At 71.7% G+C, this 24,086-nt stretch carries 24 protein-coding genes and 1 riboswitch; of the genes, 10 read left to right on the top strand and 14 right to left on the bottom strand.

Features of this window, described 5'->3' with window-relative positions; translation table 11 throughout:
* Positions 1–44: 44 nt before the first annotated feature.
* From BLW32_RS18150 to BLW32_RS18160, 3 genes are all read right to left on the bottom strand, one after another.
* On the bottom strand, positions 45–1,280 hold the full coding sequence (locus BLW32_RS18150) for a hypothetical protein (RefSeq protein ID WP_068739039.1): 1,236 nt from the start codon (positions 1,278–1,280) through the stop codon (positions 45–47).
* 59 nt (positions 1,281–1,339) lie between these two features.
* Positions 1,340–2,998 (bottom strand): long-chain fatty acid--CoA ligase, encoded by a 1,659-nt coding sequence (locus BLW32_RS18155; RefSeq protein WP_231857271.1) that lies wholly within the window; start codon positions 2,996–2,998, stop codon positions 1,340–1,342.
* Positions 2,999–3,061: 63 nt separating this feature from the next.
* Positions 3,062–3,751, bottom strand: coding sequence for a hypothetical protein (locus tag BLW32_RS18160; RefSeq protein WP_068739041.1), 690 nt, complete (start codon positions 3,749–3,751; stop codon positions 3,062–3,064).
* A gap of 160 nt (positions 3,752–3,911) precedes the next feature.
* On the opposite strand from BLW32_RS18160, the gene BLW32_RS18165 reads away from it, so the two are divergent.
* A complete protein-coding gene (locus BLW32_RS18165) occupies positions 3,912–4,811 on the top strand; it encodes an intradiol ring-cleavage dioxygenase (protein WP_068739043.1) in 900 nt (299 codons plus the stop codon).
* On the opposite strand, the gene BLW32_RS18170 is transcribed toward BLW32_RS18165, so the two are convergent.
* The gene (locus tag BLW32_RS18170; RefSeq protein WP_082791145.1) at positions 4,783–5,130 is read right to left on the bottom strand and encodes a Uma2 family endonuclease; all 348 of its coding nucleotides are present in this window, start codon (positions 5,128–5,130) and stop codon (positions 4,783–4,785) included. The two genes, BLW32_RS18165 and BLW32_RS18170, sit on opposite strands and share 29 nt — an antisense overlap.
* Positions 5,131–5,569: 439 nt before the next feature.
* On the opposite strand from BLW32_RS18170, the gene BLW32_RS18175 reads away from it, so the two are divergent.
* The 7 genes from BLW32_RS18175 to BLW32_RS18205 all read left to right on the top strand — a co-directional run bounded on the left by BLW32_RS18175 (position 5,570) and on the right by BLW32_RS18205 (position 13,526).
* The gene (locus BLW32_RS18175; RefSeq protein ID WP_068739046.1) at positions 5,570–6,235 is read left to right on the top strand and encodes a DUF4352 domain-containing protein; all 666 of its coding nucleotides are present in this window, start codon (positions 5,570–5,572) and stop codon (positions 6,233–6,235) included.
* A 102-nt stretch (positions 6,236–6,337) separates the two neighbouring features.
* Entirely contained in the window at positions 6,338–6,613 is a 276-nt protein-coding gene (locus tag BLW32_RS18180) for a TA system antitoxin ParD family protein (protein ID WP_231857272.1), read from the top strand.
* Positions 6,614–6,803: 190 nt separating this feature from the next.
* Complete coding sequence (locus tag BLW32_RS18185; RefSeq protein WP_068739050.1) at positions 6,804–7,814, top strand: hypothetical protein; 1,011 nt, start codon at positions 6,804–6,806, stop codon at positions 7,812–7,814.
* Positions 7,815–7,854: 40 nt separating this feature from the next.
* On the top strand, positions 7,855–8,865 hold the full coding sequence (locus tag BLW32_RS18190) for an ankyrin repeat domain-containing protein (protein WP_068739052.1): 1,011 nt from the start codon (positions 7,855–7,857) through the stop codon (positions 8,863–8,865).
* Positions 8,866–8,905: 40 nt separating this feature from the next.
* Positions 8,906–10,360: a peptide MFS transporter gene (locus tag BLW32_RS18195; RefSeq protein ID WP_068739055.1), complete on the top strand. Its 1,455-nt coding sequence runs from the start codon at positions 8,906–8,908 to the stop codon at positions 10,358–10,360.
* A 101-nt stretch (positions 10,361–10,461) separates the two neighbouring features.
* Positions 10,462–12,042, top strand: a complete 1,581-nt coding sequence (locus tag BLW32_RS18200; RefSeq protein ID WP_074850693.1) for a GMC family oxidoreductase — start codon at positions 10,462–10,464, stop codon at positions 12,040–12,042.
* Positions 12,039–13,526, top strand: coding sequence for an aldehyde dehydrogenase family protein (locus BLW32_RS18205; RefSeq protein ID WP_068626838.1), 1,488 nt, complete (start codon positions 12,039–12,041; stop codon positions 13,524–13,526). The genes BLW32_RS18200 and BLW32_RS18205 overlap by 4 nt, the downstream gene beginning before the upstream one ends.
* Before the next feature lie 4 nt (positions 13,527–13,530).
* Here BLW32_RS18205 and BLW32_RS18210 read toward each other — a convergent pair whose 3' ends face one another.
* The 7 genes from BLW32_RS18210 to rpe form a co-directional block, all read right to left on the bottom strand.
* Positions 13,531–13,983, bottom strand: a complete 453-nt coding sequence (locus BLW32_RS18210) for a PH domain-containing protein (protein ID WP_068520816.1) — start codon at positions 13,981–13,983, stop codon at positions 13,531–13,533.
* A gap of 57 nt (positions 13,984–14,040) precedes the next feature.
* The gene (locus BLW32_RS18215) at positions 14,041–14,487 is read right to left on the bottom strand and encodes a 6,7-dimethyl-8-ribityllumazine synthase (protein WP_068739056.1); all 447 of its coding nucleotides are present in this window, start codon (positions 14,485–14,487) and stop codon (positions 14,041–14,043) included.
* Entirely contained in the window at positions 14,484–14,963 is a 480-nt protein-coding gene (gene ribH, locus BLW32_RS18220) for a 6,7-dimethyl-8-ribityllumazine synthase (RefSeq protein ID WP_068739059.1), read from the bottom strand. The genes BLW32_RS18215 and ribH overlap by 4 nt, the downstream gene beginning before the upstream one ends.
* Positions 14,960–16,207, bottom strand: coding sequence for a bifunctional 3,4-dihydroxy-2-butanone-4-phosphate synthase/GTP cyclohydrolase II (locus BLW32_RS18225; protein ID WP_068520822.1), 1,248 nt, complete (start codon positions 16,205–16,207; stop codon positions 14,960–14,962). The genes ribH and BLW32_RS18225 overlap by 4 nt, the downstream gene beginning before the upstream one ends.
* A 2-nt stretch (positions 16,208–16,209) precedes the next feature.
* Complete coding sequence (locus BLW32_RS18230; protein ID WP_068739060.1) at positions 16,210–16,842, bottom strand: riboflavin synthase; 633 nt, start codon at positions 16,840–16,842, stop codon at positions 16,210–16,212.
* A gap of 55 nt (positions 16,843–16,897) precedes the next feature.
* Positions 16,898–17,056: riboswitch (FMN riboswitch) on the bottom strand.
* A gap of 45 nt (positions 17,057–17,101) precedes the next feature.
* The gene (gene ribD / locus BLW32_RS18235) at positions 17,102–18,094 is read right to left on the bottom strand and encodes a bifunctional diaminohydroxyphosphoribosylaminopyrimidine deaminase/5-amino-6-(5-phosphoribosylamino)uracil reductase RibD (RefSeq protein WP_068739062.1); all 993 of its coding nucleotides are present in this window, start codon (positions 18,092–18,094) and stop codon (positions 17,102–17,104) included.
* Positions 18,095–18,096: 2 nt separating this feature from the next.
* Positions 18,097–18,774, bottom strand: coding sequence for a ribulose-phosphate 3-epimerase (gene rpe, locus BLW32_RS18240; RefSeq protein ID WP_068739064.1), 678 nt, complete (start codon positions 18,772–18,774; stop codon positions 18,097–18,099).
* 193 nt (positions 18,775–18,967) lie between these two features.
* Between rpe and BLW32_RS18245 the strand changes: the two genes are divergently transcribed.
* Positions 18,968–19,915: an LGFP repeat-containing protein gene (locus tag BLW32_RS18245; protein ID WP_068739066.1), complete on the top strand. Its 948-nt coding sequence runs from the start codon at positions 18,968–18,970 to the stop codon at positions 19,913–19,915.
* A 78-nt stretch (positions 19,916–19,993) separates the two neighbouring features.
* Here BLW32_RS18245 and BLW32_RS18250 read toward each other — a convergent pair whose 3' ends face one another.
* Genes BLW32_RS18250 through def form a run of 3 tightly spaced genes read right to left on the bottom strand, consistent with a single transcriptional unit; the run spans position 19,994 to position 22,820 of the window.
* Positions 19,994–21,403 (bottom strand): RsmB/NOP family class I SAM-dependent RNA methyltransferase, encoded by a 1,410-nt coding sequence (locus BLW32_RS18250; RefSeq protein WP_068523160.1) that lies wholly within the window; start codon positions 21,401–21,403, stop codon positions 19,994–19,996.
* Positions 21,349–22,284 (bottom strand): methionyl-tRNA formyltransferase, encoded by a 936-nt coding sequence (locus BLW32_RS18255; RefSeq protein ID WP_068739068.1) that lies wholly within the window; start codon positions 22,282–22,284, stop codon positions 21,349–21,351. The genes BLW32_RS18250 and BLW32_RS18255 overlap by 55 nt, the downstream gene beginning before the upstream one ends.
* A complete protein-coding gene (def, locus tag BLW32_RS18260) occupies positions 22,284–22,820 on the bottom strand; it encodes a peptide deformylase (RefSeq protein WP_068520833.1) in 537 nt (178 codons plus the stop codon). Before def ends, BLW32_RS18255 begins: the two co-directional genes overlap by 1 nt.
* Before the next feature lie 145 nt (positions 22,821–22,965).
* Between def and BLW32_RS18265 the strand changes: the two genes are divergently transcribed.
* Complete coding sequence (locus BLW32_RS18265) at positions 22,966–24,018, top strand: alpha/beta hydrolase family protein (RefSeq protein WP_068520835.1); 1,053 nt, start codon at positions 22,966–22,968, stop codon at positions 24,016–24,018.
* Positions 24,019–24,086: the final 68 nt, after the last annotated feature.

Here is a 24,086-nt window from a genome sequence, read left to right on the forward strand (position 1 = left end):
GCATGACGCAGCCTGCGGATTCGCTGGGACCCGTCAGGGACCCGTCAGGCGGTCACGGCGGGCACGCCGACGGCGCTCCCCTCGGCGGGGGCACCTGCGGCGGTACCGGCGGCGCGGCGGGGTGCGCGCAGTCGCGGCGGGACCATGCTGCGGGACGCGAGAGCGTCGTCGGCGGCGAGGCCGAACCGGCCGCGGTACGCCTCCGCATCGATCCGGTGCATCGGAAGGTGCGGCGCGAGCATCGCCATCCACAGTCCGCACAGGTGGCACTGCACCCGGTCGCCGTCGTCGTCCAGCAGGCCCTCCCGCGAGCGCATCAGGTCGCCCAGCGCGGTCGTGTACTCGGCGTGCGCGGCCATCCGCCCCAGGAGCTCGGCGACCCGGGGGTCGGTGGCGTCGATGCGGGTGCGGAACTGCGCGGGGCTCAGGTGCTCGAGGACGCAGCGCCGCAGCTCGAGGTACTGGTCGAGCAGCCCTTCGCGCTCCATCGCGTGCTCGAAGGCGGTGCGCGGGGCGGCGTGCCCGTCGTGCTCGGTACGCGAGCCCCACCGCGCCGGCGTGCGGGCCGAGCCTCGGCGGCGACCGCTGATCCGGCCGTGCGCCGCGACGTGGTTGTCGACGCTCGCGAACCACAGACCGCACGCCGGGCACTGCTTGAGTGCACCGCCCGGGGCGTCGACGGCCGCCGGCACGGTGAACGCCGCGGGGTCGTGGCTCCACGCGTCGATGATCGCCACCGTCACGGAGGCGGCATCGGTGCCGACCCGGTCGGCGAGGCGGCTCGGCCCCAGCCCGTTCGCCGCGGCCCAGTTGGCCGCCTCGGCCCAGGTGGCCCAGGGCGCATCCGGCGGCAGTTCGGTCAGCGGGACCCCCCTGCCGGGCGGCGGGGGCTCCAGGGCGCCGTCCAGGCCTGCGGGAGAGGCACGTGGGCGCACGGGGCGGCCACCGGTCCGCACAGGTTCGACGGTCCGCTGTCGGCTCGCGGGCCGGGCGCGCGTCGTCTTGGGGCGCTGCCGCCCGCGCCGGTGCACCACGCGGTGCGCCTCGACGTCGGAGAACCAGATCCCGCACTCGGGGCACTGCTCCACGCCCACCGGTGGCACCACAGCGGCCGGTCTGGTGAACAGGTGCGGGTACCGTGCCCACTCGTCCGCGATCGCCAGCAGCGCGTCGATCCGGGTGACTCCTTCGCGCTGGGCGATCGCGCCCACGCCGAAGCCGCCGGCCGCCGCCCAATTAGCAGCGGCGACCCAGCGCGGATCGTGAGACTGCTCGGGCATGCCTTTCAGAATGCATCATCGTGTCAACCCCAGGTGTTCTGACACGCCCGTCCGAGTATCTATTCCTGGACGACGGAGAGGTCGCCCGCGGCGTGCTGAGCGCGGAGCACCTTCTTGTCGAACTTGCCCACGGAGGTCTTCGGCACCTCCGCGATGAACGCCCAATTGTCGGGGATCTGCCACTTCGCGAACTTCCCGGCGAGGTGTTCCTGCAGCTCAGCGATGGTGACCTCCGCGCCCGGCTGGAGCACCACCGCGACCAGCGGCCGCTCGTCCCACTTCGGGTCGGGCACGCCGATCGCCACCGCCTCGAGCACCGCCGGGTGCGCCATCACCTCGTTCTCGAGCTCGACGGAGCTGATCCACTCGCCGCCGGACTTGATCACGTCCTTCGAGCGGTCGACGAGGGTCACGTAGCCGTCGGCGGACAACTTGCCGATGTCGCCCGTGCGCAACCAGCCGCCCTCGAACTTGTCGGGCCCCACCGGCTCGGACCCCTCCGGGCTGTAGTAGCTACCGGTGACCCACGGTCCGCGGACCTGCACCTCGCCCTGCGTCTCGCCGTCCGCCGGCACCACCTCGCCCAGGTCGTCGACGAGCCTGCCCTGCACGCCCGGGAAGAACCGGCCCTGGGTGTTCCGGTAGGCCCACGCGTCCTCGCCCGTCACCCCACGCGGCGGCCACGCGATGCTGGCGAGTGGCGACGTCTCCGTCATGCCCCACGCCTGCACGATCTGCACGCCGTGCCGGTCGAGCGCCTTGGCGAGGCTCAGCGGGACCGCCGAGCCGCCGCACGCGATGTGCCGCAGATGGCTGATGTCCTGCGGGTGCGCGTCCAGGTGGTTGACGATGCCGATCCACACCGCCGGCACCGCGGCGGAGATGGTCGGCCTCTCCTCGGCGAGGAGGCGGGCCATCGGCTCGGGCTGTAGGTAGCGGTCCGGCAGGATCAGCGAGGCGCCCGACATGAGCGCCCCGAACGGCGTGCCCCAGCTCATCGCGTGGAACATCGGCACGATCGGCAGCACGGTGTCGTTCGGACCCATCCCGAGGCCGTAGCTCGCGCAGACCGCGGTGGAGTGCAGCCAGATGCTGCGGTGGCTGTACATGACGCCCTTGGGGTCACCGGTGGTGCCGGAGGTGTAGCAGGCGGCCGCCGCCGCGCGCTCGTCGATCTCGGGCCAGTCGTACTCGTCGGCCTGCGCGTCGAGCAGGTCGCGGTAGTCGTGCAGCTGCACGCCCGCCGGTGCCTCCACCTCGTCCTTGTTCCCGTCGACCACGATGACGTGCTCGATGGTGGTCATGCCGCCGATCGCGGCGTTGAGCTGCGGGATCAGGCTGCCGTCGGTGATGATCACGCGGTCGGCGGCGTGGTTGGCGATGTAGGTGATCTGGTCCGGGAACAGCCGGATGTTGATGGTGTGCAGCACGCTGCCCATCGCGGGGATCGCGACGTACGCGGTCATGTGCTCGTTGTTGTTCCACTGGAACGTGCCGACGCGGTCGCCCGGGACGACGCCGAGGGCCTTCAGCGCGTTCGCGAGGCGGGCGGCCTCGCGCCCCATCTCGCCGAAGCTCATCCGGGTCGTCTTCTCGGGCGTCCACGTGGCGACCTCGGCGGCGTCCGCGTACCACGTCGTGGCGTGGCGGAGCAGCGTCGCCAGTGACAGGTGCTCGTCTTGCATCGTGGAGGTCAGGGGCAGGATCCGCTCAGGCATGGACCATGCGTACCGCATGTCCGACGGTGCGCGGCCCGGTTTCGGCCAGCTCACCGGGACGGCTCAGGCGACCGACCGGAACAGCTGCAGGTCCGTCGCGGCGCCGAGGCCCGACTCGAGTCCCGCTTCCGGGCTCCGCCTGTCGCCGGGCCGCCGGTCGCCCGGGCGCCAGTCGTCGAGGAAGACCCGCACCATCCAGCCCGTGAACTGCCCCGAGTCCTCGTCGAAGCCGGACGGCTGGGAGACCTCCAGGCGAACCGCTGCGCCGTCGTCGCAGTAGAGGAGCACCCAGGTGCCGGCGAGCGCACCGTCGAACCGGGCCGCGGGGCGGAGGTCCGCGAGCGGGAACAACACCTCGTCGGGCCGGAAGGAATCCGCGGTTGCCGTCCCCTTGCGCCGGACCATGCGCGGCCCGTGTGCCGACCCGGCGCTGCCGGTGGCCTCGTCGCCGCTCATCACCGTGAGCGTGCGGCGGCTGGCGATGTGCCGGCTTGCGGGCTGGCCGCGCCTGTTGTCCGGGAACCACCGTCCCGTCGCCGCGAGCCGCCGGCGCAGCTCCGCGACGAGTTCGACCCAGCGCACGAAGCCCGGCGCCATGGGCGGGGCGAAGTGGTCGAGCGCATCGGCTGCGCGCTCCCCCGCTGTCACGGCGGCGTACAGGTCCTCGATCTCGATGTCCATGGCGCGCAGGAAGTCCGCCGCCCGATCGGGCGGGACGATCTGCGCGGTGAGCAGTGGCTCCAGGTCCGACATCGTGCCCCCTTCGACGATGCCCGAACGGTAGCGCCGGGCACTGACAGTCTCGTGAACTCAGCGGTTCCCAGCGGCCTCACAGCGAACTCCACGGCGGGAGCGCGAATGGGCCGATACCGTTCCTTTCGTCGCGGATGCCGACTCCGCCGGAAGGACCGTCATGCGCACCTACGAGGGACGCCCCCTGCCCCGCCCGCACGAGGAGGTCGTCGACCAGGGGCTGAGCTTCGATCTCGGCACGCTGATGAGCCGACGGCGGATGCTCGCCGCGCTCGGCATCGGTGCCGCCGGGGTCGGGCTGGCGGCGTGCGGAACGAGTTCTCCGGGCGGATCGACGGCGTCCGCCACCGCACCCTCTTCCGCGGCAGGCTCGGCTCCGACGATCGCGACCCTCGCCGAGATCCCGGAGGAGACGGCGGGACCGTACCCTGGCGACGGGTCGAACGGGCCCGACGTGTTGGAGACCGACGGCGTGGTGCGCAGCGACATCCGGTCGAGCTTCGGCGCGATGTCCGGCACCGCGGACGGCGTGCCAATGACCCTCGAGCTGACGGTGCGCGACCTCGCGCGCGACGGTGCGCCCTTCGCGGGCGCCGCCGTGTATGTCTGGCACTGCGATCGCGAGGGCCGCTACTCGCTGTACACCGCCGGCGCGACCGACCAGAACTACCTGCGCGGCGTGCAGATCGCCGACGATGCCGCGGTCGTGCGCTTCACCAGCATCTTCCCCGCCTGCTACGAGGGGCGGTGGCCGCACGTCCACTTCGAGGTCTACCGCGACCGGGCCGACATCACCGACGCGACGGCGGCCATCGCCACCTCACAGCTGGCCTTCCCGAAGGATGTCTGCGACGCCGTCTACGCCACCGCGGGGTACGAGTCGTCGGTGCGAACGTTCAGTCGCGTGTCACTGGCCTCCGACAGCGTCTTCCGCGAGGACGGCGAGCATCAGCTGGCCACCGTCACCGGTGACGTACGGGCCGGCTACCGCTCGTCCTTGCCGGTGGGGGTGGATACGCGGACCGACCCGGCTACGCGAGGCGGGTCGGGTCGACGGTGACCGCGAACGGCTCGGAAGCTGTTCTTGTCACCGTGACGGATTCGTATCCGTCGTCGGAGAAGGCGAGCGCTTCGAGCATGGACGCGTCCAGGTCGACGATCCAGTAGTGGGGAATCCCTGCGTCGGCGTACTCACTCCGCATCATCACCAGGTCGACCCGGCGGGTGCCGGGCGACAGCACCTCAACGGCGAGCAGCACATCGGCCGCTGAGTGCGGCTCCTGCGCCCCTTCGTGAAGCTCCACGCGCGACGCCGTGGCTTCCCCCAAGGCGCGCCACTCCTCCAGCGAAAGGCGGTGCGGTCGAGTCGCAGCGGCCAACGCCCGACTCTAGGACGACGTCGCGACGTGTTTGCGGGCCCGCTGAGGGCGGCGGCCTGTTCCGAGCTGTCGAGAAGGCGGCCGCCGGCGCCGGTGCTGCGCGTAGTTCCGAGCCGGGGCCCGCCATCGAGAGAAGAGCGAGTGGGGATCTGCCCTCGGCGGGAGTTCCGCCGAACCGCTGACCTGAGACTACCGCGATGCCGAAGACCGCCACCAAAAACTTGTCAGTGGGCGGTGCGATGCTCCTTCCATCAGGTCCTGGGGAGGATGAAATGACCGCATGCACAGCCATTCTGACGTGAACTAACAGTCACCACTTCTGACGGGCGCGTTCTGCGCACCGTCGGCCTGATCCACCGGAGCCGAGGGCTCCACTCACGACGTGAGGCACTTCCCGCCTCCCGTCGACTTCACTGATCCCAAGAATCGAGGATTCGTCATGTCTCAGCAGCCCTTCCCGCTGCAGCCCGAGCAGCCCGGTCAGCCCTACGCCGGACAGCCGTATCCCGGGCAGCCCGCACCATACGGCGCTCCGCCCGCTCCCCCTGCCAAGAAGAAGCGCAAGTGGCCGTGGATCGTGCTGGCGGTGATCGCCTTCCTGGTAGTCGTCTCCGTCGCCACCGGCGGCGGTGACAAGGACGAGGCGACCGCCGCCGGCGGCACCACGACGGGGGCCGCGCCCACCACAAAGGCGGACCCGAAGGCCGAGGGCCTGAACACGCCCGTGCGCGACGGGAAGTTCGAGTTCGTGGTCACCGGTGTGCAGACCGGACTCGCTGAGGTGGGCGACAACCCGTACCTCGCGAAGAAGGCCCAGGGCCAGTTCGTCGTCGTCGCGATGACGGTGAAGAACATCGGCACCAAGCCGCAGAGCTTCAGCCCGTCGTCGCAGAAGGTGAAGGACGTCCAGGGTCGCTCGTTCGAGTCGGACTCCATGGCGCAGATCGCGCTCGGCGACTCCGACGTGCCGGTGTGGGACAACATCAACCCCGGCAACACGGTGCAGGTCAAGGTCGTCTTCGACATGCCCAAGGACGCCGAGCCCGCCACCATCGAGCTGCACGACTCGATGTTCTCGGGCGGCGCCAAGGTCGCGCTGAAGTAGTCGACAGGAGCTCCGGACCACCGTCTCGGCGGTGGCCGGAGCGCCACAACCGCGCCTAGCATTGTGTTATCGCGTCGATCTGATCGACGGAGGAGGACCACGATGTCGCACACAGTCCGAATCGCCGACGACATCGTCGAACACGCCCACGCCGAAGCCGCTCGACGAGGCAGATCCGTTGCCGGCCAGATCGATCATTGGGTCAGGGTCGGCCGAGAGATCACGCACGACACCCCTTCACGACGCCGTGTTGAGGCCGCCCGTGCTGGAACCTTCCCCATCAGTGCTCTCACCCCCGAAGAAGCGCGGCTGTACGGCGCACTCTTCCGGGTGGAACTCCAGCAGAGACTGTACGAGACCGATTTCGGCGAGATGTGAGCCGCGGAGGGAATCGTCACCGTTGTCCTGGACGACCAGGGCCGCCTCGTCGAACACCACCCCGATGGCACGGAGGCCGTCCTTTCGGACGATTGACAATGACCAACCGCCTCGACGCCGCCGAGCCAACGAAATCTCAGTGCTACGAGACGCCGGTACATTCGAGGTAGGGCTCTGGAGGAGGTTCGAGATGGCGGAGACGGTGCCCCAGGAGATCGCCCAGCGGGTGACCACGGCGGCGGACGCGGTCCCGGTCGGGCGGGAGCAGGCGCAGGCCGCGGCGCACGACGCGGCCCACTTCCTGCAGAACCTCCGCGCGACCGCGATCGACGACGCCTACCGGCGGTTCACCGCGAGCAACACCCCCGGCTACCTGGCACACCTGCAATACGGGCCGCCACCCCAGATCAAGAAGGGCGCGGTCGTCGCGGTCGTGATGCTCTTCGGTGCCTTCCTGGTCAGCGATGCCATCGCGACGGTGGGCGTGGGCGCGTTCCTCCTACTACTCCTCGCGGTTGCGGGGGTGCTCGGCGTGCACGGATGGCGGGTCAGCAAGTACCGCCGGGGACTCGCCGAGCGGGAGCAGGCGCGCCTCGACGCGAATCCGTGGCCGTTCCGGGCCGAGCGCACGCCCGCGTACAACCCCGAGGCGGAACCGGGCCAGACCCGGGTGGAGACGCGGCTCCTGGGCGTCGCGGTCCTGCTCACCGAGGAGATCCGCCGCTCCCCCGCGTGGAACAACCCGCTGCTCGATCAGCACCGCGTCCGGATCAACCTCGACGCCACTCTGCAAGACATCAGCCACCGTGCCTACCGCGTGTGGCGCATGCGCACCGACACCCCGCGGCCGTCGGGCGCCTCGCCGGCCACTCCCGCGCTGGCCCAGCACATCGACGAGTACACCCACGCCGCCCGCCTGGCCGAGGACGCCCTCCGCGATCACGTCGCGGCCCTCGCCGAGTACCTCGGCGAACTGCGCCCCGTCGAACGGCTCCTCGGCGACCTGCAGATCCTCGACCGCACCAACAGCAGCGCGCACCGCGAGCTGCTCGACCAGCTCTACCGCGACGCCGTCGGCAACGAGGCCGACGCGCTGCGCTTCCAGCACCACGCCGACGAGCTGCGCGACCTGCAGGCCAGCCTCGACGCCCAGTTCCACTTCCTCCGCGAGCAGGTGGCCCGCACCAACCTGCTGCGCTGACCGCGACACCCAACCGGGCGAGCACCGACCGAGAGGCGCCATGACCGACCGAGCACGCAGCGGATCCCCCGCGGCCTCGAACGCCGACCTCACCGTCGACCCGTGCGCCGTGAACGAGGCCGCGCTCGCACCCGAGGACCTGTTCTGCTCGCTGGCCTGCCTGCGCTACGGCCCGTCGGACGCGCCGCCCCGTTGGGGCGACGCCGCGACCCTGCTCGCGAGCGCCCCCGGCATCGTCGACCGCAGCATCTGGGCCGCCGCCACCGCGGGCGACACGAAGGCACTCGCCGCACACCTCCGCACCGATCCGTCCCTCGCCACGGCCGCCGGCGGCCCGTTCGGCTGGCACCCCGTGACCTACCTCTGCTATTCGCGGGTCCCGCTCCCGAGCGCACGGGACGACTCGCTGGCGGCGGCCTCGCTACTCCTCGACGCCGGCGCCGACCCGAACACCGGGTTCCTGCACTCCGGGCTCCCGACCCCGTTCACCGCCCTCACCGGAGTCTTCGGCGAGGGCGAGCAGGGCGCGGGCCGCCAGCCCCGGCACCCGCGCTCCGAGGAACTCGCGACACTCCTCCTCGACCGCGGCGCGCACCCCGTCGACCAGCAGACGCTCTACAACCGCATGTTCCGGCCCGACGACTCGCACCTCGAGCTGCTCTTCGCGCACGGTCTCGCCGACGCCGGGCCGAGCCCGTGGGAGACCCGTGCGGGCGCGGAGACCGAGACCCGCCAGCAGGTCTGGCGGCGTCAGATCGACTGGGCCGCGCAGCACGGCTTCGCCGCGCGCCTCGCCCTCCTCGCCGAGCACGGCATCGACGTCACCGGGGCGACCGCAGCCGTCCGCCACGTCCCCGAGGACCCGAACGAGACGGACGCGGAGGGCGCCACACCCCTGCACCACGCGGCCTGGGCGAGCGACCTCGACCTCATCCGCGCGCTCCTCGACGCCGGGGCCGACCGCGCCGTCGTCGACGGGCGGTACGGCAGCACCCCGCGCGAGTGGGCCGAGCACGCGTACCAGCCGGAGGCCGAGCGACTCCTGCGCTGAGCTGCCACGCCGGGCGGCCCCGGCATGATTACATCAACGAATGACCACCACCCCCGGTTACAAACCCGACACCCGCTTCTTCGGACACCCGTGGCCGCTGGTGAACCTGTTCGGCGTCGAGATGTGGGAGCGCTTCTCGTTCTACGGGATGCAGGCGATCCTCGCGTACTACCTGTACTACTCGGCGTCGGAGGGCGGCCTCGGCTTCGACAAGACCACCTCGCTCGGGATCGTCGGCGCCTACGGCGGTTTCGTCTACCTCTCGACGATCGCCGGCGCCTGGGTCTCCGACCGCCTCCTCGGCGCGGAGCGCACCCTCTTCTACTCCGCCTGCCTGGTGATGGCCGGCCACATCGCCCTCGCGGCGATCCCCGGCGCGACGGGCGTCGCGATCGGCCTGGTCCTCGTCGCCGTCGGTTCCGGCGGCGTGAAGGGCAACGCCACCAAGGTGGTCGGCGACCTCTACCCGAACGGCGACACCCGCCGCGACGCGGGATTCTCGCTGTTCTACATGGGCGTCAACCTGGGTGCCTTCATCGGTCCGCTGCTGACCGGCTACCTGCAGGACAACGTCGGCTTCCACTGGGGCTTCGGCCTCGCGGCGGTCGGCATGGCGCTCGGCCTCCTGCAGTACGGCCTCACCCGGAAGATGCTGCCGCGGATCAGCCAGGAGGTGCCGAACCCGGCCTCGCGCACCGACATCCAGCGCGTGGTGGCCGGCGGCGTGGTCGCGATCGCGATCTTCGTCGGCCTCATCCTGCTCGGCGTGATCACCGCGAAGAACCTGGTGGACGCCGTGATCATCACGGTGGCCGCGATCTCCCTGGCCTACTTCGTCTTCCTCCTGCGCAGCAACCGGGTCGACGGTGCCGAGCGCAACGGGGTCAAGGCCTTCATCCCGCTCTTCCTCTCCCAGGTCGCGTTCTGGGCGCTGTTCCAGCAGATGTTCACCTTCGTCGCCGTCTACGCCGACGAGCGCCTCGACCGCAGCCTGGGCGGCTGGGAGTTCCCGGCGTCGTGGATCCAGTCCGTCGACCCGGTGTACATCCTGATCTTCGCGCCGGTCTTCGCGGCGCTGTGGACGAAGCTCGGCTCGCGCCAGCCCAGCACGCCGATCAAGTTCGCCATCGGCACCATGGGCATCGGCGTCGCCTTCCTCGCCTTCCTGCTCATGCCCGCGGGCGTGAACACCGCGCCGCTGATCGGCCTGCTCGGGATCATGCTGATCTTCGCGCTGGCCGAGCTGTGCATCTCGCCCGTGGGGCTGAGCGTCTCGACGAAGCTCGCCCCGCGCGCGTTCGCCGCGCAGATGGTGGCGCTCAACTTCCTGTCGATCAGCCTCGGCACCGCCCTCGCGGGCCGGCTCGCGACGTTCTACGACCAGAACGACGAGGCGCCGTACTTCCTGGTCCTGGGCGGCACCGCCATCGCGATCGGCCTCGTCGTGGTGGCCCTGACGCCGATGATCAAGCGCCTCGCCCCCGCAGTCGCCTGAGGGTGCGCTGAGGGCACCGTCGAACCTGTTCATTCCCTTCACGCCCACGAGACTTGCGAGTAACTTCGTGGGCAAGCACTGGAACGACGCGAGGAGCGGGTTTGCCGGCGGACGAGTACGACTACATCGTGGTGGGGGCCGGCAGTGCCGGCGCGGTCATGGCGGCGCGACTGTCGGAGGATCCGGGCGTGTCCGTCCTGCTCCTCGAGGCCGGCGGCGAGGCGGATGCGGACGAGATCCACATCCCGCTCGCCTTCTCCGCGCTGTTCAAGACCAAATGGGACTGGAACTACACCACCACCCCGCAGAAGCACCTCGACGACCGGCCCACGTACTGGCCGCGCATGAAGGCGCTCGGCGGCTGTTCGTCGATGAACGCGATGATCTACATCCGCGGCAACCGCGCGGACTTCGACGCCTGGGAGTCCGAGTTCGGTGCGCAGGGCTGGTCCTACGACGACGTCCTGCCGTACTTCATCAAGGCCGAGGGCAACACCCGGCTCCGGGACGACTTCCACGGCACGAGCGGCCCGCTCACCGTCGAGGACCGGGTGTACACGCACCCTCTGGTCGACGCCTGGGTGGGCAGCGCCGTCAGCTCCGGGCTCGCCCGCAACGACGATTTCAACGGCGCGTCCCAGGACGGCGCGGGCCTCTACCAGGTCACCTGCAAGGGCGGCCGGCGCTGGTCCACCGACAAGGCCTACATCGAGCCGGCGCGCTCGCGGCCCAACCTCACGGTCGCGCTGGGCGCCGCGGCGCGGAGGGTCACGTTCGACGGTGACCGCGCGTCCGGCGTCGTGTTCGCCCAGGGCGGCTCCGAGCACACCGCGAAGGCGCGCCGCGAGGTGATCCTCTCCGGGGGCGCGATCAACTCGCCCCAGCTGCTGATGCTCTCGGGCATCGGCCCGGCCGAGCACCTGGCGGAGCACGGCATCGACGTCCGCTCCGCGCTGGCCGGGGTCGGCGCCAACCTGCACGACCATCCGATCGTCCCGATCATCTTCGACACCCACGGCGTCAGCGACCTCATGGAGGCGCAGAACCTGCAGAACCTCCTGCGCTGGAAGATCTTCGGGAACGGCCCGCTCGCCTCGAACGGTGGCGAGGCCGGCGGCTTCTTCCGCTCCCGCGAGGACCTCGAGCACCCCGATCTGCAGTACCACGTCATGGGCTCGGGCTTCTACGACAACATGCTGCACGAGCCGACGAAGCGCGGGTTCATCTGCGGCCCCACCCTGGTCGACGTCGCCAGCCGGGGCACGCTGCGCCTGCGCTCGGCGAACCCCGACTGGCACCCGTCGCTGGAACCGAACTACTTCGACCAGCAGGCCGACCTCGAAGCGCTCCTCGCGGGCACGCGGGCCGGGTTCGAGCTGTGCCGCCAGGGCCCGATCGCGCGCAACCTCGGCGCGCCCTGGCACCTGCCCGACGACCCGTCGGACGACGACTTCCTCGCCCTGATCCGGACGTACGCCCAGACCTTGTTCCATCCGGTCGGCACCTGCGCCATGGGGTCCGGCGAGGACTCGGTGGTCGACTCGCAGCTGCGCGTCCGCGGCACCGAGGGACTGCGCGTGGTCGACGCCTCGGTGATGCCGATGATCACCCGCGGCAACACGAACGCCCCCACCATCATGATCGCCGAGAAGGCGGCCGACGAGATCAGGAAGTCAGCATGACCGCAGCGAACACGAAGACCTTCGACTCCCTCAACCCCCGCACCGGCGACGTGGTCGAGACCTACCCGATCCACTCGACGGACCACGTGCACGCCGTTGTCGCGCGGGCCCGCGAGCAGGCCGACTGGTGGCAGGAGATCGGCTTCGAGGGCCGCAAGCAGGCCCTCAACACCTGGAAGGGCGTGATCACCCGGCGGATCAACCAGCTGGCGCAGATCGTGCACGACGAGACGGGCAAGCCGCACGGCGACGCCCTGCTCGAGGCGGCCCTCGGCATCGACCACCTGGCCTATGCCGCGTCGCACGCCAAGAAGGTCCTGGGGCCGCGCCGCGTCGGCTCGGGCCTGGTCATGGCGAACCAGTCGGCGACGGTGCGCTACCACCCGCTGGGCGTGGTCGGCGTCATCGGCCCGTGGAACTACCCCGTCTTCACCCCGATGGGGTCGATCGCGTACGCCCTGGCGGCCGGCAACGCCGTGGTCTTCAAGCCCTCCGAGTACACGCCGGGAGTGGGCGTGTGGCTGGCCCGCACGTTCGAGGAAGCCGTCGGCCGTCCCGTATTGCAGGCCGTCACGGGCCTCGGCGAGACCGGCAACGCGCTGTGCACCTCCGGCGTGAACAAGGTCGCGTTCACCGGCTCCACCAACACCGGCAAGAAGGTCATGGCCGCGTGCGCCGAGACGCTCACGCCGGTGGTCATCGAGGCCGGCGGCAAGGACGCCTTCCTCGTGGACCGCGACGCCGACCTCGACGCCGCCGCCGACGCCGCGGCCTGGGGCGCCTTCGCCAACGCGGGCCAGACCTGCGTCGGCGTGGAGCGGGTCTACGTGCACAAGGACGTCTACGACCCGTTCCTGGAGAAGCTGGTCGCCAAGGCCCGCGAGGTCACCGCGAACGACTCGGACGACTCCAAGATCGGCCCGATCACGATGCCGAGCCAGCTGGCGATCATCAAGTCGCACATCGAGGACGCCCTGGCCCGCGGCGGCCGCGCGCTCGTCGGCGGCGTCGACGCGGTCGGTGAGCGGTTCGTCCAGCCGACGGTGCTCGTCGACGTCCCCGAGGACTCGATCGCGGTCACGCAGGAGACCTTCGGGCCGACGGTGACGGTCGCGAAGGTGGATACCATGGACGAGGCGGTCGAGCTCGCCAACGCCACGAAGTACGGCCTCGCGGCGACGGTCTTCTCGAAGGCCCGCGGCATGGAGCTGGCGGACCGGATCCGCTCCGGCATGGCGGCGGTGAACGGCATCATCACGTTCGCAGGGGTGCCGAACCTGCCCTTCGGCGGCGTCGGCGAGTCCGGCTTCGGCCGCATCCACGGCCCCGACGGCCTGCGCGAGTTCACCTACGCCAAGGGCATCGCCCGCAAGCGGTTCAACCCGCTGCTCAACCTGACGAGTTTCGCGCGCACCGCGGCGCAGGAGGGTCAGCTCACGCAGCTCATGACGATCCTGCACGGGCGCGGCGGCACCATCAAGTAGCGCCTCAGCGCTGGTAGACGGCGGCGACCTCGCGGGCGCGGTCCAACGACTGCACCGCGAGCTCGCCGTCGCGGGCCTGGATTGCCCAGATAGCGACGAACTCGTCGCGCGGGAGCTCGAGGTGTGCGAACTGCGCGCCCTCGGGGAACGAGAAGCCCTCGACGATGTCCCACGGGTAGGTGTTCTCGTTGAGCAGGTTCCGCACCGTCACCCCGTCGGGCCCGAGACGCAGCCGCGGGCGCGCGAACAGCAGCGCGCCGCCCGCGAGGATCAGGCCGATGACGAACATCCCGATCTGGTCGGAAAGCCGGAAGGTGAGCCCGGAGTCGCCGCCGGCCTTGAGCAGCCAGGCGACGAAGGCGTGGCCCAGGACCAGCACCACCGCGAAGGACCAGGCGTAGATCTTGATCTTGCGCGGGGTCACTTCGAGCACGGGCTGCGTGGTGGCGTCGGTCATCACGGGGCCATTCTACGGAAAGCGGACAGCGGCCGATCGCGCGCGGCCCGAGGGGTGCTAGGCGGTCGGCAGCGCGGCGTGCACCGCCAGGGTGGCGTCGACGGCCCGCGCGGCCTCGGCACCCTTGCCCACGAAGTGCCGCTCGAAGTAGGCGGTGTGCTCGTCGTGCTCGTGGAAGTGGTGCGGCGTCAGCACCACCGAGAACACGGGGACGTCGGTGTCGAGCTGCACGCGCATGAGGCCGTCGATGACGGCGGTCGCGACGAACTCGTGGCGGTAGATGCCGCCGTCCACGACGAGGCCGGCGGCGACGACGGCCGCGTAGCGCCCGCTCGTGGCGAGCCGCTTCGCGGTGAGCGGGATCTCGTACGCACCGGGCACCTCGAAGACGTCCACGTCGGCACCGTCGTGGCCGAGGCGGGTCCACTCCGCGACGAAGCCCTCGCGGGCCCGGTCGACGATGTTGCGGTGCCACGTGGCCTGGACCAGGGCGATGCGGCTCATCGATCGCCCCGCAGCCGGCGCAGGGTGAGCGCGGTGTCGAGCGCCGCGGACGCGGCCTGCTCGCCCTTGTCCTCGGCCGAGCCGGGCAGGCCCGCGCGGTCGAGGGCCTCGGCCTCGGTGTTGGTGGTGAGGACGCCGTTGCCGACGGGGACGCCGGCGTCGAGCGAGACGCGGAGCAGGCCCGCGGTGAGCGCGTCGCAGACGTACTCGAAGTGCGGGGTTCCGCCGCGGATCACGACGCCGAGCGCCACGACCGCGTCATGGTTCTTCGTGAGCTCCTGCGCGACGACCGGAAGCTCGACGGCGCCCGCGACCCGCTCGACGGTGACGTGCCGGACGCCCGCGGATTCCGCCGTCCGGAGCGCGCCCGCGAGCAGCGCCTCGCAGACGGTGTCGTGCCAGCGCGAGGCGACGACGGCCAGCCGCAGGTCGGCGGCACCGTCGAGGGCGATGTCGGGGATTCCAGCGCCGCTCACGCGGTACCTCCCTGGTCGAAGTGGTCGAGGTCGCGCAGGTCGTGCCCCATCCGGTCGCGCTTGGTGCGCAGGTAGTGGATGTTCTCGGCGTTGGCGCGCAGCGGCATCGCGACCCGCTCGGTGATCTGCAGGCCGTAGCCGTCGAGGCCGACGCGCTTGGCCGGGTTGTTGGTGAGCAAGCGCATCGACGTGATGCCGAGGTCGACGAGGATCTGCGCGCCGAGGCCGTAGTCGCGGGCGTCGGCGGGCAGGCCGAGCTGGAGGTTCGCGTCGACGGTGTCGGCGCCCCCGTCCTGCAGCTGGTAGGCCTGCAGCTTGTGCATGAGGCCGATGCCGCGGCCCTCGTGCCCGCGCATGTAGAGCACGACGCCGCGCCCCTCCTGGGCCACCATCTCCATCGCGGCGTCGAGCTGGGGCCCGCAGTCGCAGCGCAGCGAGCCGAAGACGTCGCCGGTGAGGCACTCGCTGTGCACGCGGACGAGCACGTCGGCACCGTCGTCGGCGGTGATGTCGCCCTTGACCAGCGCGACGTGCTCGACGTCGTCGTGGATCGAGGTGTAGCCGACGGCCTGGAAGTCGCCGTAGCGGGTGGGGATGCGCGCGGAGGCGACCTGCACGACGTGCTTCTCGTTCTTGCGGCGCCAGGCGATCATGTCGGCGATGGAGATCATGGCGAGGCCGTGGTCGTCGGCGAAGACCCGCAGCTCGTCGGACTTCGCCATGCCGCCCGGGTCCTTCTCCGAGACGATCTCGCAGATCACGCCGGCGGGGGCGAGCCCGGCCAGGGTGGCCAGGTCGACGGCGGCCTCGGTGTGGCCGGGGCGGCGCAGCACGCCGCCGTCCTTGGCGCGCAGCGGCACGACGTGCCCGGGCCGGGTGAAGTCGTCGACCGTCGAGCTGGGGTCGGCGAGCTTGAGCATGGTGGTGGCGCGGTCGGCGGCGGAGATGCCGGTGCCCACGCCCTCCTTGGCGTCGACGGTGACCGTGTAGGCGGTGCCGTGCTTGTCCTGGTTGGTCGAGTACATCGGGGGCAGGCCCAGCTTGTCGCAGGTCGCACCGTCGAGCGGCACGCACAGGTAGCCGGAGGTGTAGCGGACCATGAAGGCCACCAGCTCGGGCGTCGCCTTCTCGGCGGCGAAGATCAGATCGCCCTCGTTCTCCCGGTCCTCGTCGTCGACCACGACGACGGCCTTGCCTGCGGCGATGTCCGCGATGGCGCGCTCGATCGAATCCATTCTCGTCATGGCTACTTCTCCTCCTCGCGCCCGGCGAATCCGGTCAGGCGCTCGACGTACTTCGCGACGATGTCCACTTCGAGGTTGACGACGGTGCCGGGCTCGGCCCCGCCGAGGTTGGTGAGCTCGAGCGTGGTGGGGATGAGCGAGACCTCGAACCAGTGCTGCGCGTCGTCGCCCGTGACCCCCTGCCCGAGCGCGGAGACGGTGAGCGAGACCCCGTCGATGGTGATGGAGCCCTTCTCGACGACGTAGCGGGCGAGCTGCTCCGGGAGGGCGAGCCGCACGACGGTCCAGTGCTCGGACGGGCTCAGGCTCAGGACCGAGCCGGTGCCGTCGACGTGGCCCTGGACGATGTGTCCACCGAGCCGGGAGTTCACGGCGGCGGCGCGCTCGAGGTTGACGCGGTCGCCCGGGCCGAGCTTGCTGAGCGAGCTGCGGCGGAGCGATTCCTCCATGACGTCGGCGGTGAAGGCTCCGCCCTCGACGGTGACGACCGTGAGGCAGACACCGTTGACCGCGATCGAATCGCCGTGTTTCGCATCGGAGGTGACGAGATCGCCCTGGACCGTGAAACGGGCCGCATCCGGGAGGTCCTCGCGGGCGGTGATCACGCCCAACTCTTCGACGATGCCGGTGAACATCCGCCGCTCCTGCCACTTCGGCCTCAGGGCGGCACGACGACGCGGGGTACGCCCGCGTAGTTCTCTTTCATCCGGACTATGACCGTCGGCTCCGGGATCGCACCGGAATCTGCTGACCCCCACCTCGCGGTGGGGCGCTCGCGGGCTCGAACACCGGGATCGCCCGGAGTCCATCACCGCCGGTGGGGAATCGCACCCCGCCCTGAGAACTTCCGCTTCCGAAGGTAGCACTCACCGGCTCCGGCCCCAAGTGTTGGGCTCAGACAGAACGCAACAGTGTGACCAGCACATCGTCGCCGAGCCGCTCGACGGTGTCGAGGCGGAACCGCGTCGCGTCGGAGAGGGTGCCCACGCCGGGCACCGTCAGGGCGGGCAGCCCGGCGCCGAGCAGGACCGGGGCGATGTACGCCTGGACGCGGTCGACGAGGCCCGCGGCGACGAAGGCGCCGATCACCGTCGCGCCGCCCTCGACCTGGACGTGCACGGCGTCGCCTGCGGCCTCCAGCGCGGCGCGCGGATCGCGGCTGCGGACGACGTGTACCTCGCCCGGACCGGTGAGCACCGTCGCGCCGGCGGGGATCTCGCGCTCCCCCAGGACGATCCGGGTCGGTTGGTGCTTCAGTGGCTCGCCGTCGGCATCGCGCGCGGTGAGCGCCGGGTCGTCGGCGAGGACGGTGCCGGTGCCCACGATGATCGCGTCGAGCTGGGCGCGTTCGGCGTGCGCGCGCCCGCGGGCGGAGGGTCCGGTGATCCACTGGCTGGTGCCGTCGGGGGCGGCGATCCGGCCGTCGACGGTGGCCGCCAGCTTCACGGTGACCATCGGTCGACCGTGCCGCTGCCGGAACAGCCACTCGGTGAGCGGCCACGGCTCGACGGCGAGATGCTCGACCTCGACGCCGGCCGCGCGCAGTGTGTGGGCTCCCCCGGCGGCGAGCGGGTTCGGGTCGGCGGCGGCGTAGGCGACGCGCGCGATCCCGGCGGCGATCAGCGCCTGCGTGCAGGGCCCGGTGCGGCCGGTGTGATCGCACGGCTCGAGGGTCACGACGGCGGTGCCGCCGCGCGCGGCCTCCCCCGCATCGGCCAGGGCGACGACCTCGGCGTGCGGTCCGCCGGCGGGGGCGGTGCGGCCTCGTCCGGCGACGGTGCCGTCGGCCGCGAGGATCACCGCGCCGACGGGCGGATTGGGGGTGCTGATCCCGCGGGCGGCCGCCGATTCCTCGACGGCCAGCGCGAGCGCGGCCTGCAGGTCCACCGTCAGGGGCGCGAGACGGCGGCGGCCTGAGCGCGGAGCTTACGCAGCGCTTCGGCCGGGTCGGCGGCGTTGTAGACGGCGGAGCCGGCCACGAAGCAGTCGACACCCGCAGCGGCGGCCTGCTCGATGGTGTCGGCGTTGATGCCGCCGTCGATCTCGACGAGCAGGCGCAGCTCGCCGGAGTCGACGAGACGCCGGGCGGCGCGGGCCTTGTCGAGCACGTCGGCGATGAAGGACTGCCCGCCGAAGCCGGGCTCGACGCTCATGACGAGCAGCGTGTCGAAGCTCTTGAGGATCTCGACGTAGGGCTCGAAGGCGGTACCCGGCTTGATCGCGAGCCCCGCCTTGCCACCCGCGGCGCGGATGTCCTTGGCGACGGCGACCGGGTCGTCGGTGGCCTCGGCATGGAAGGTGACGTTGTACGCGCCGGCCTCGGCGTACGGCGGCGCCCAGCGGCCCGGGTCGTCGATCATGAGGTGGCAGTCGAGCGGGATCGCCGTGGCCTTGAGGAGGCTCTCCACGACGGGCAGGCCCAGGGTGAGGTTCGGGACGAAGTGGTTGTCCATGACGTCGACGTGCACCCAGTCGGCGCCCTCCGGCCCGCTCACGGCCTCGACCTCGGCCCCGAGTCGGGCGAAATCGGCGGACAGGATGGACGGCGCGATCATCGGCGAAGACATGCGTCGGATTCTACGTCTGCGAACCCGCAGTGTTGCGCGCACACGAGGCCGGATCGTCCAACGCGAGGGCGCTCGGCCGCGGATTCACGGGCGCGCACCGCCGCGTCGTTGTGTTTCATTTGTCACTCTAGTAACATCAGCCTCATTAATCACACGGGTAACTCTCGTGTCGTCGATTCTTTGAGAGGTCGTCATGCGGATCGCACGCACCACCTTGACCACGTTCGTGGCGGTCGCCGCGGCTGCCCTCGTCGCTGCGGCTCCCGCGATGGCCGATCCCGCCGCGCCCGCCGTCCCCGCGGTTCCGGTCGCCCCCGCCGGCGCCCCGGCCGCTCCGGCTGCGGCAGCGCCCGCCGCCCCGGCAGCACCTGCCGCTGCGGCACCGGCAGCTGCCGCCCCCGCGGCGACGCCCGCCGCGGCCGGCACGCCGCTCGTCTCCACGGCGAACGCCGTGCCCGCCTCCGCGCAGCCCGCGCTCACCGAGCTCGCGAAGATCCCCGGCGTCCAGCAGATCCTCGCGACCGGGCAGCTGCCCACCACCGACGTGGCGACGCTGGTCAAGATGTTCGGCAGCGACCCGAACGCGCAGAAGCTCCTCGGCCAGCTGCTCGCCGGCCAGGCCGCGGCGACCACGCCCGCCGCCGACACCAAGCCGGACGAGCCGCTGAAGTTCGCGGTCACGGGCGCGATCAACGACACCTTCACCAAGGACGGCGGCCAGAAGAAGTACGGCCAGCCCCTCGGCGTCGAGAAGGACGTCGCGGGCGGATCGAAGGTGCAGGAGTTCACCAACGGCACCATCTACTGGAACCCGAAGGTCAACGGCGGCAAGGCGGCCGGCGTCACCGGCGCGATCCGTGACCTCTACGTCAAGCAGGGCGGCCCCACCGGCAAGCTGGGCTTCCCGCTGATGAGCGAGCTCTCCGTCGGCGGCCCGACGGCCGGATCCGTCGCGGGTGCGTACAACGACTTCCAGAACGGCTCGATCGTCTGGTCGCCCGAGTACGGCGCGCACGTCGTCTCCGGCAAGATCAAGGACCAGTGGGTCAAGGGCGGCGGCGCCTTCGGCATGGGCTACCCGAAGGGCGACGTCAAGAACGGCGCCCAGGAATTCACCAAGGGCGGCGTCCTCAAGGGCTGACCCCATCTGAATTGAACACCGTTTCCGTTCACTGAAACCGCAGGTCGCGGTGAACGGAAACGGTGTTCAATTCGTTGGCTAGCGCTTGCGGAGCGCCTGGAAGAACATGCCGTCGGTGCCGTGGAGGTGCGGCCAGAGCTGGACGTGCGGGCCGTCGCCGAGCGGGAGGTCCGTCTCCGGGACCAGCGGGCGGGTGTCGATCCGCTCCAGTCCGGCGGCCGCGAGCAGCTCGTCGTCGCCGACGATGCCGAGCGTCTCGGCCACGTGCGGCGAGCAGGTCGCGTAGAGCACCACGCCGCCCGGCCGGGTGAGTTCCGCGGCCGCGGTCAGCAGCTCGCGCTGCAGCACCGTCAGGTCCGCGACGTCGGAGGGCTTCTTGCGCCAGCGCGCCTCGGGCCGCCGGCGCAGGGCACCGATCCCCGAGCACGGGGCGTCGACCAGCACGCGGTCGTAGCCCGGCTCCAGCCCCGACGCGCGGCCGTCGGCCACATGCACGGCCACGGGTAGACCGCGAACCGCCTTGCGGACCAGTTCCGCGCGGTGCTCGGCGGGTTCGACGGCGTCGACCCGGGCGTCGTCGATCGCGGCGAGCGAGCCGAGGAGCGCGGCCTTCCCGCCCGGCCCGGCGCACAGGTCGAGCCAGCGGCCACCGTCGGGCCCCTCGAGCGGCGCGACGGCGGCGGCACGGGCCACCAGCTGCGAGCCCTCGTCCTGCACCCCCGCGAGGCCGTCGCGGACGGGTTCGAGCGCGCCCGGGTCGCCGCCGGGCAGGTACACCGCGTAGGGCGAGAGCCGGCCGGTCTCCCCCTCGACGATGAGCGCGAGCTCCTCCGCCGAGATCTCCCCCGGCCGCGCGACGAGGTGCACGGGCGGCCGGGAATCGTCGGAGGCGAGCAGCGCCTGCAGCTGCCCCATCGAGTTGATACCGTTGGCGCGCAGCGATTCCCAGAACGCCTCGGCGATCCACCGCGGGTGCGCGTACTGCATCGCGAGGTGCCCGATCAGGTCGTCCGCGGCGGGCGGGGCCACCCGGGCGACCCAGGTGTCCTCGTCGTCCTTGGACACCTTCCGCAGCACCGCGTTGGCGAAGCCGGCGGCGCCGCGCCCGGAGGTCGCCTTGACCGCGTCCACCGTCTCCGAGACGGCGGCGTGCGCCCCCACTCGCGTGCGCAGCAGCTGGTAGACACCCAGGCGCAGCCCGTCGAGCACGGGCCCGTCGATGTCGGCGACGGGCCGCCCGGAGGCGCTCTCGATGACCGCGTCGAGCAGCCCCTGGGCGCGGCAGGTGCCGTAGGTGAGCTCGGTCGCGAAGGCCGCGTCGCGGCCCTTGAGCCGCTTGTCCCGGAGCAGGCCGGGCAGCACCAGGTTGGCGTACGCGCCCCGCTCGCGGACCGCGGCGAGGGTTTCGAGCGCAGCGCTGCGCGCAGGATCGGTCACTGGTCGCCTCCGAGGATGGTGCCGGACTCGACCCGGGCGCCGCGCGCCCAGTCGGCGGCGGGCATGGGCTTCTTGCCGGGCGGCTGGACGGTGCCGAGCCGCAGCGGCGCCGTGGCGGTGCCCACGTGGACCTCGCGCTTGGTGACGCGCAGCTCGCCGGGGGCCAGCCGCTCGGACTCGGCGTCCACGACGGCGGGCCCGAGCTTGAGCCGGGCATCCCCGAGCGGCACCCACGCGCCGGGCGCGTCGGTCATCGCGCGGATGTGCCGGTCGACGGCGCCGGCGGGCAGGTCGAAGCGCACCCGCGCGGCGTCGACGGTCACCTTCGGCGCATGCGAGACGTCGTCGGCGGACTGGGGCTGGGCCTGCAGCGCGCCGGCCTCCACCCCGTCGACGGTGCGGGTTAGCAGCTCCGCGCCGTGCTCGGCGAGGCGCGCGAGCAGCACCGTCGCGGTGTCGTCGGGCCGGATCCGCTCGGTGAGCACGCCGAACACGGGCCCGGTGTCGAGGCCCGCCTCGATGCGGAAGGTGGAAGCGCCGGTGACCTCGTCGCCGGCCTCGAGCGCCGCCTGGACCGGCGCCGCGCCGCGCCACGCGGGGAGCAGCGAGAAGTGCAGGTTGATCCATCCGTGGACGGGGACGTCCAGCAGGTCGGGCGGGATCATCCCGCCGTACGCGACCACCGGGCAGCAGTCCGGCGCCAGGTCGACGATCGCCGCCCGAGCCTCCGGGTCGCGCAGGGTGGCGGGGGTGAGCACGGGGATCCCCGCCTCGTCGGCGACCTGCCCGACGGGCGAGCGCCGCACGCCGCGCCCGCGGCCCGAGCGGGCGTCGGGCCGGGTGAGCACGCCGACCACCTCGTGGTCGGAGGCGAGGAGCGCGCGCAGCGCCGGGACGGCGGGCTCGGGGGTGCCCGCGAAGAGGAGCCGCATCAGGCGAGGCCTCCCGCGCCGGCGGCGAGTGTGGCGGCGGGGTCCGTGAACCACGGGGAGCTGCGGATGACGCGCATCACGGCCTTCCGCTCCTCGGGGGCGAGCCGGCTCAGGTACAGGACGCCGTCGAGGTGGTCGCTCTCGTGCTGGATGCAGCGGGCGAGGATCTCGGTCGCCTCGATGGTCACGGGCGCGCCGGTGACGTCGACGCCCTCAGCCACGACGTGCATGTGCCGGGTGCAGTCGCCGCGCACCTCCGGGATCGACAGGCAGCCCTCGGCCGCGGTCTGCATCTCGTCGCCGACGGCCCGCCACACCGGGTTGATCAGGTGGCCCTCCCGGCCGCCGCAGCCGTACACGAACACCCGCTTGCTCACGCCCACCTGCGGCGCGGCCAGGCCGGCGCCGTTGTGGTGGTGCATCGTGTCGATCATGTCGTCCACCAGCCGCGCGAGGTCGGCATCGAAGACCGTCACCTCGTCGGCGGGCGTGCGCAGCACGGGGTCGGGATAGATGCGAACGGGGAGCACACTCATTCCCCCATTATCCAGCCCGGACCGGGAGCGGGGCAGCCACACCGGTCACAGCGGCGCGCCCGCACTAGCAGTTCGAGCGAGGGTTGCCTTAGGATTCCGGACGGAAACGCCATGAACCGCCCCCGCCGGGCGAGAGAGGGTCGACGTGCAGCTCGCGCGCGCCCGGCGGCCGCTGATCGGCGCCGCCGTATGCCTTTCCGTGCTCTTCGGCACGGCGTGCACCACCACCGTGCAGGGTGGGACCGGTGCTCCGTCGTCGTCGGCGCCCGCGTCCCCCTCGGCCTCGTACCCGCCGATGAACGCGGCGTCGCTCGTCGGCAAGTTCCCGGTGACGCAGCCGCAGCGCATCGTCTACCCCACCCCGGACGGCGCTCCGGATCCCGAGCAGAACTACGGCGAGCTGTACCTGCCCGCCAATCCGGCGCTGCAGCAGAACCCGTCTGGCGGCCCGCTCAGCGCCCGCACGACGATCCAGCTCCCCGCGCAGATCCCCGTCGTGGTGCTCCTGCACGGCGGCGGCTGGCGCACGCCGTCCGCGGCGGGATCGATGTCGGAGATGGCGCGCTCGCTGGTCAGCCACGGCGTCGCCGTGTGGAACGTCGAGTACCGCCGGATCGGGGCGGGCGGCGGTTACCCCGTCACGCTCACCGACACCGCCGCGGCGATCGACTTCCTGCAGACGGTGAAGGCGCAGTACGCGCCGAACCTGGACCTGAACGACGTGGTCGTCGCCGGACACTCCGCCGGCGGCCAGCTGGCCGTGTGGGCCTCGGCCCGGTCGATGCTCACGCCCGGCGCGATGGGCAGCGTTCCCGCGGTGACCCCCGCGGCGGTGGTCTCGATGGGCGGCGTGCTCGACATGCGCCGCGCGGTGGCCGACGGCAACGTCAACACGCGGCTCTTCCTCGGCCTGCCGGACGAGTTCCCGCAGCAGTTCGCGGTGGCCGACCCGATCCAGAACATCAACCCCAAGGTCCCGGTCACGTGCTTCAACGGCACCGCGGACCGCATCGTCCGGCCCGCCGGGTGCGAGGCCTTCGTGGCCGCGCTGAAGGCCAAGGGCGGCCGCGGTGAGACCGTGCTGCTGCCCGGCGCGGGGCACAACATCTACCTCCCGTCGCAGTCCCAGAACCGGTACTGGCCGGTCGTGCAGAAGGCGATCCTGGGCTACGTCGACGAGTTCCGGCCGCGCGGGTGACGGTGGCGGGAGCGCGATCCCGCCGGGCGCAGGGCGCGAGCCCGCTGCAATTGCTTACACCGTAATGT

The sequence above is a fragment of the Tsukamurella tyrosinosolvens genome, assembly GCF_900104775.1.
Lineage (GTDB): Bacteria > Actinomycetota > Actinomycetes > Mycobacteriales > Mycobacteriaceae > Tsukamurella > Tsukamurella tyrosinosolvens.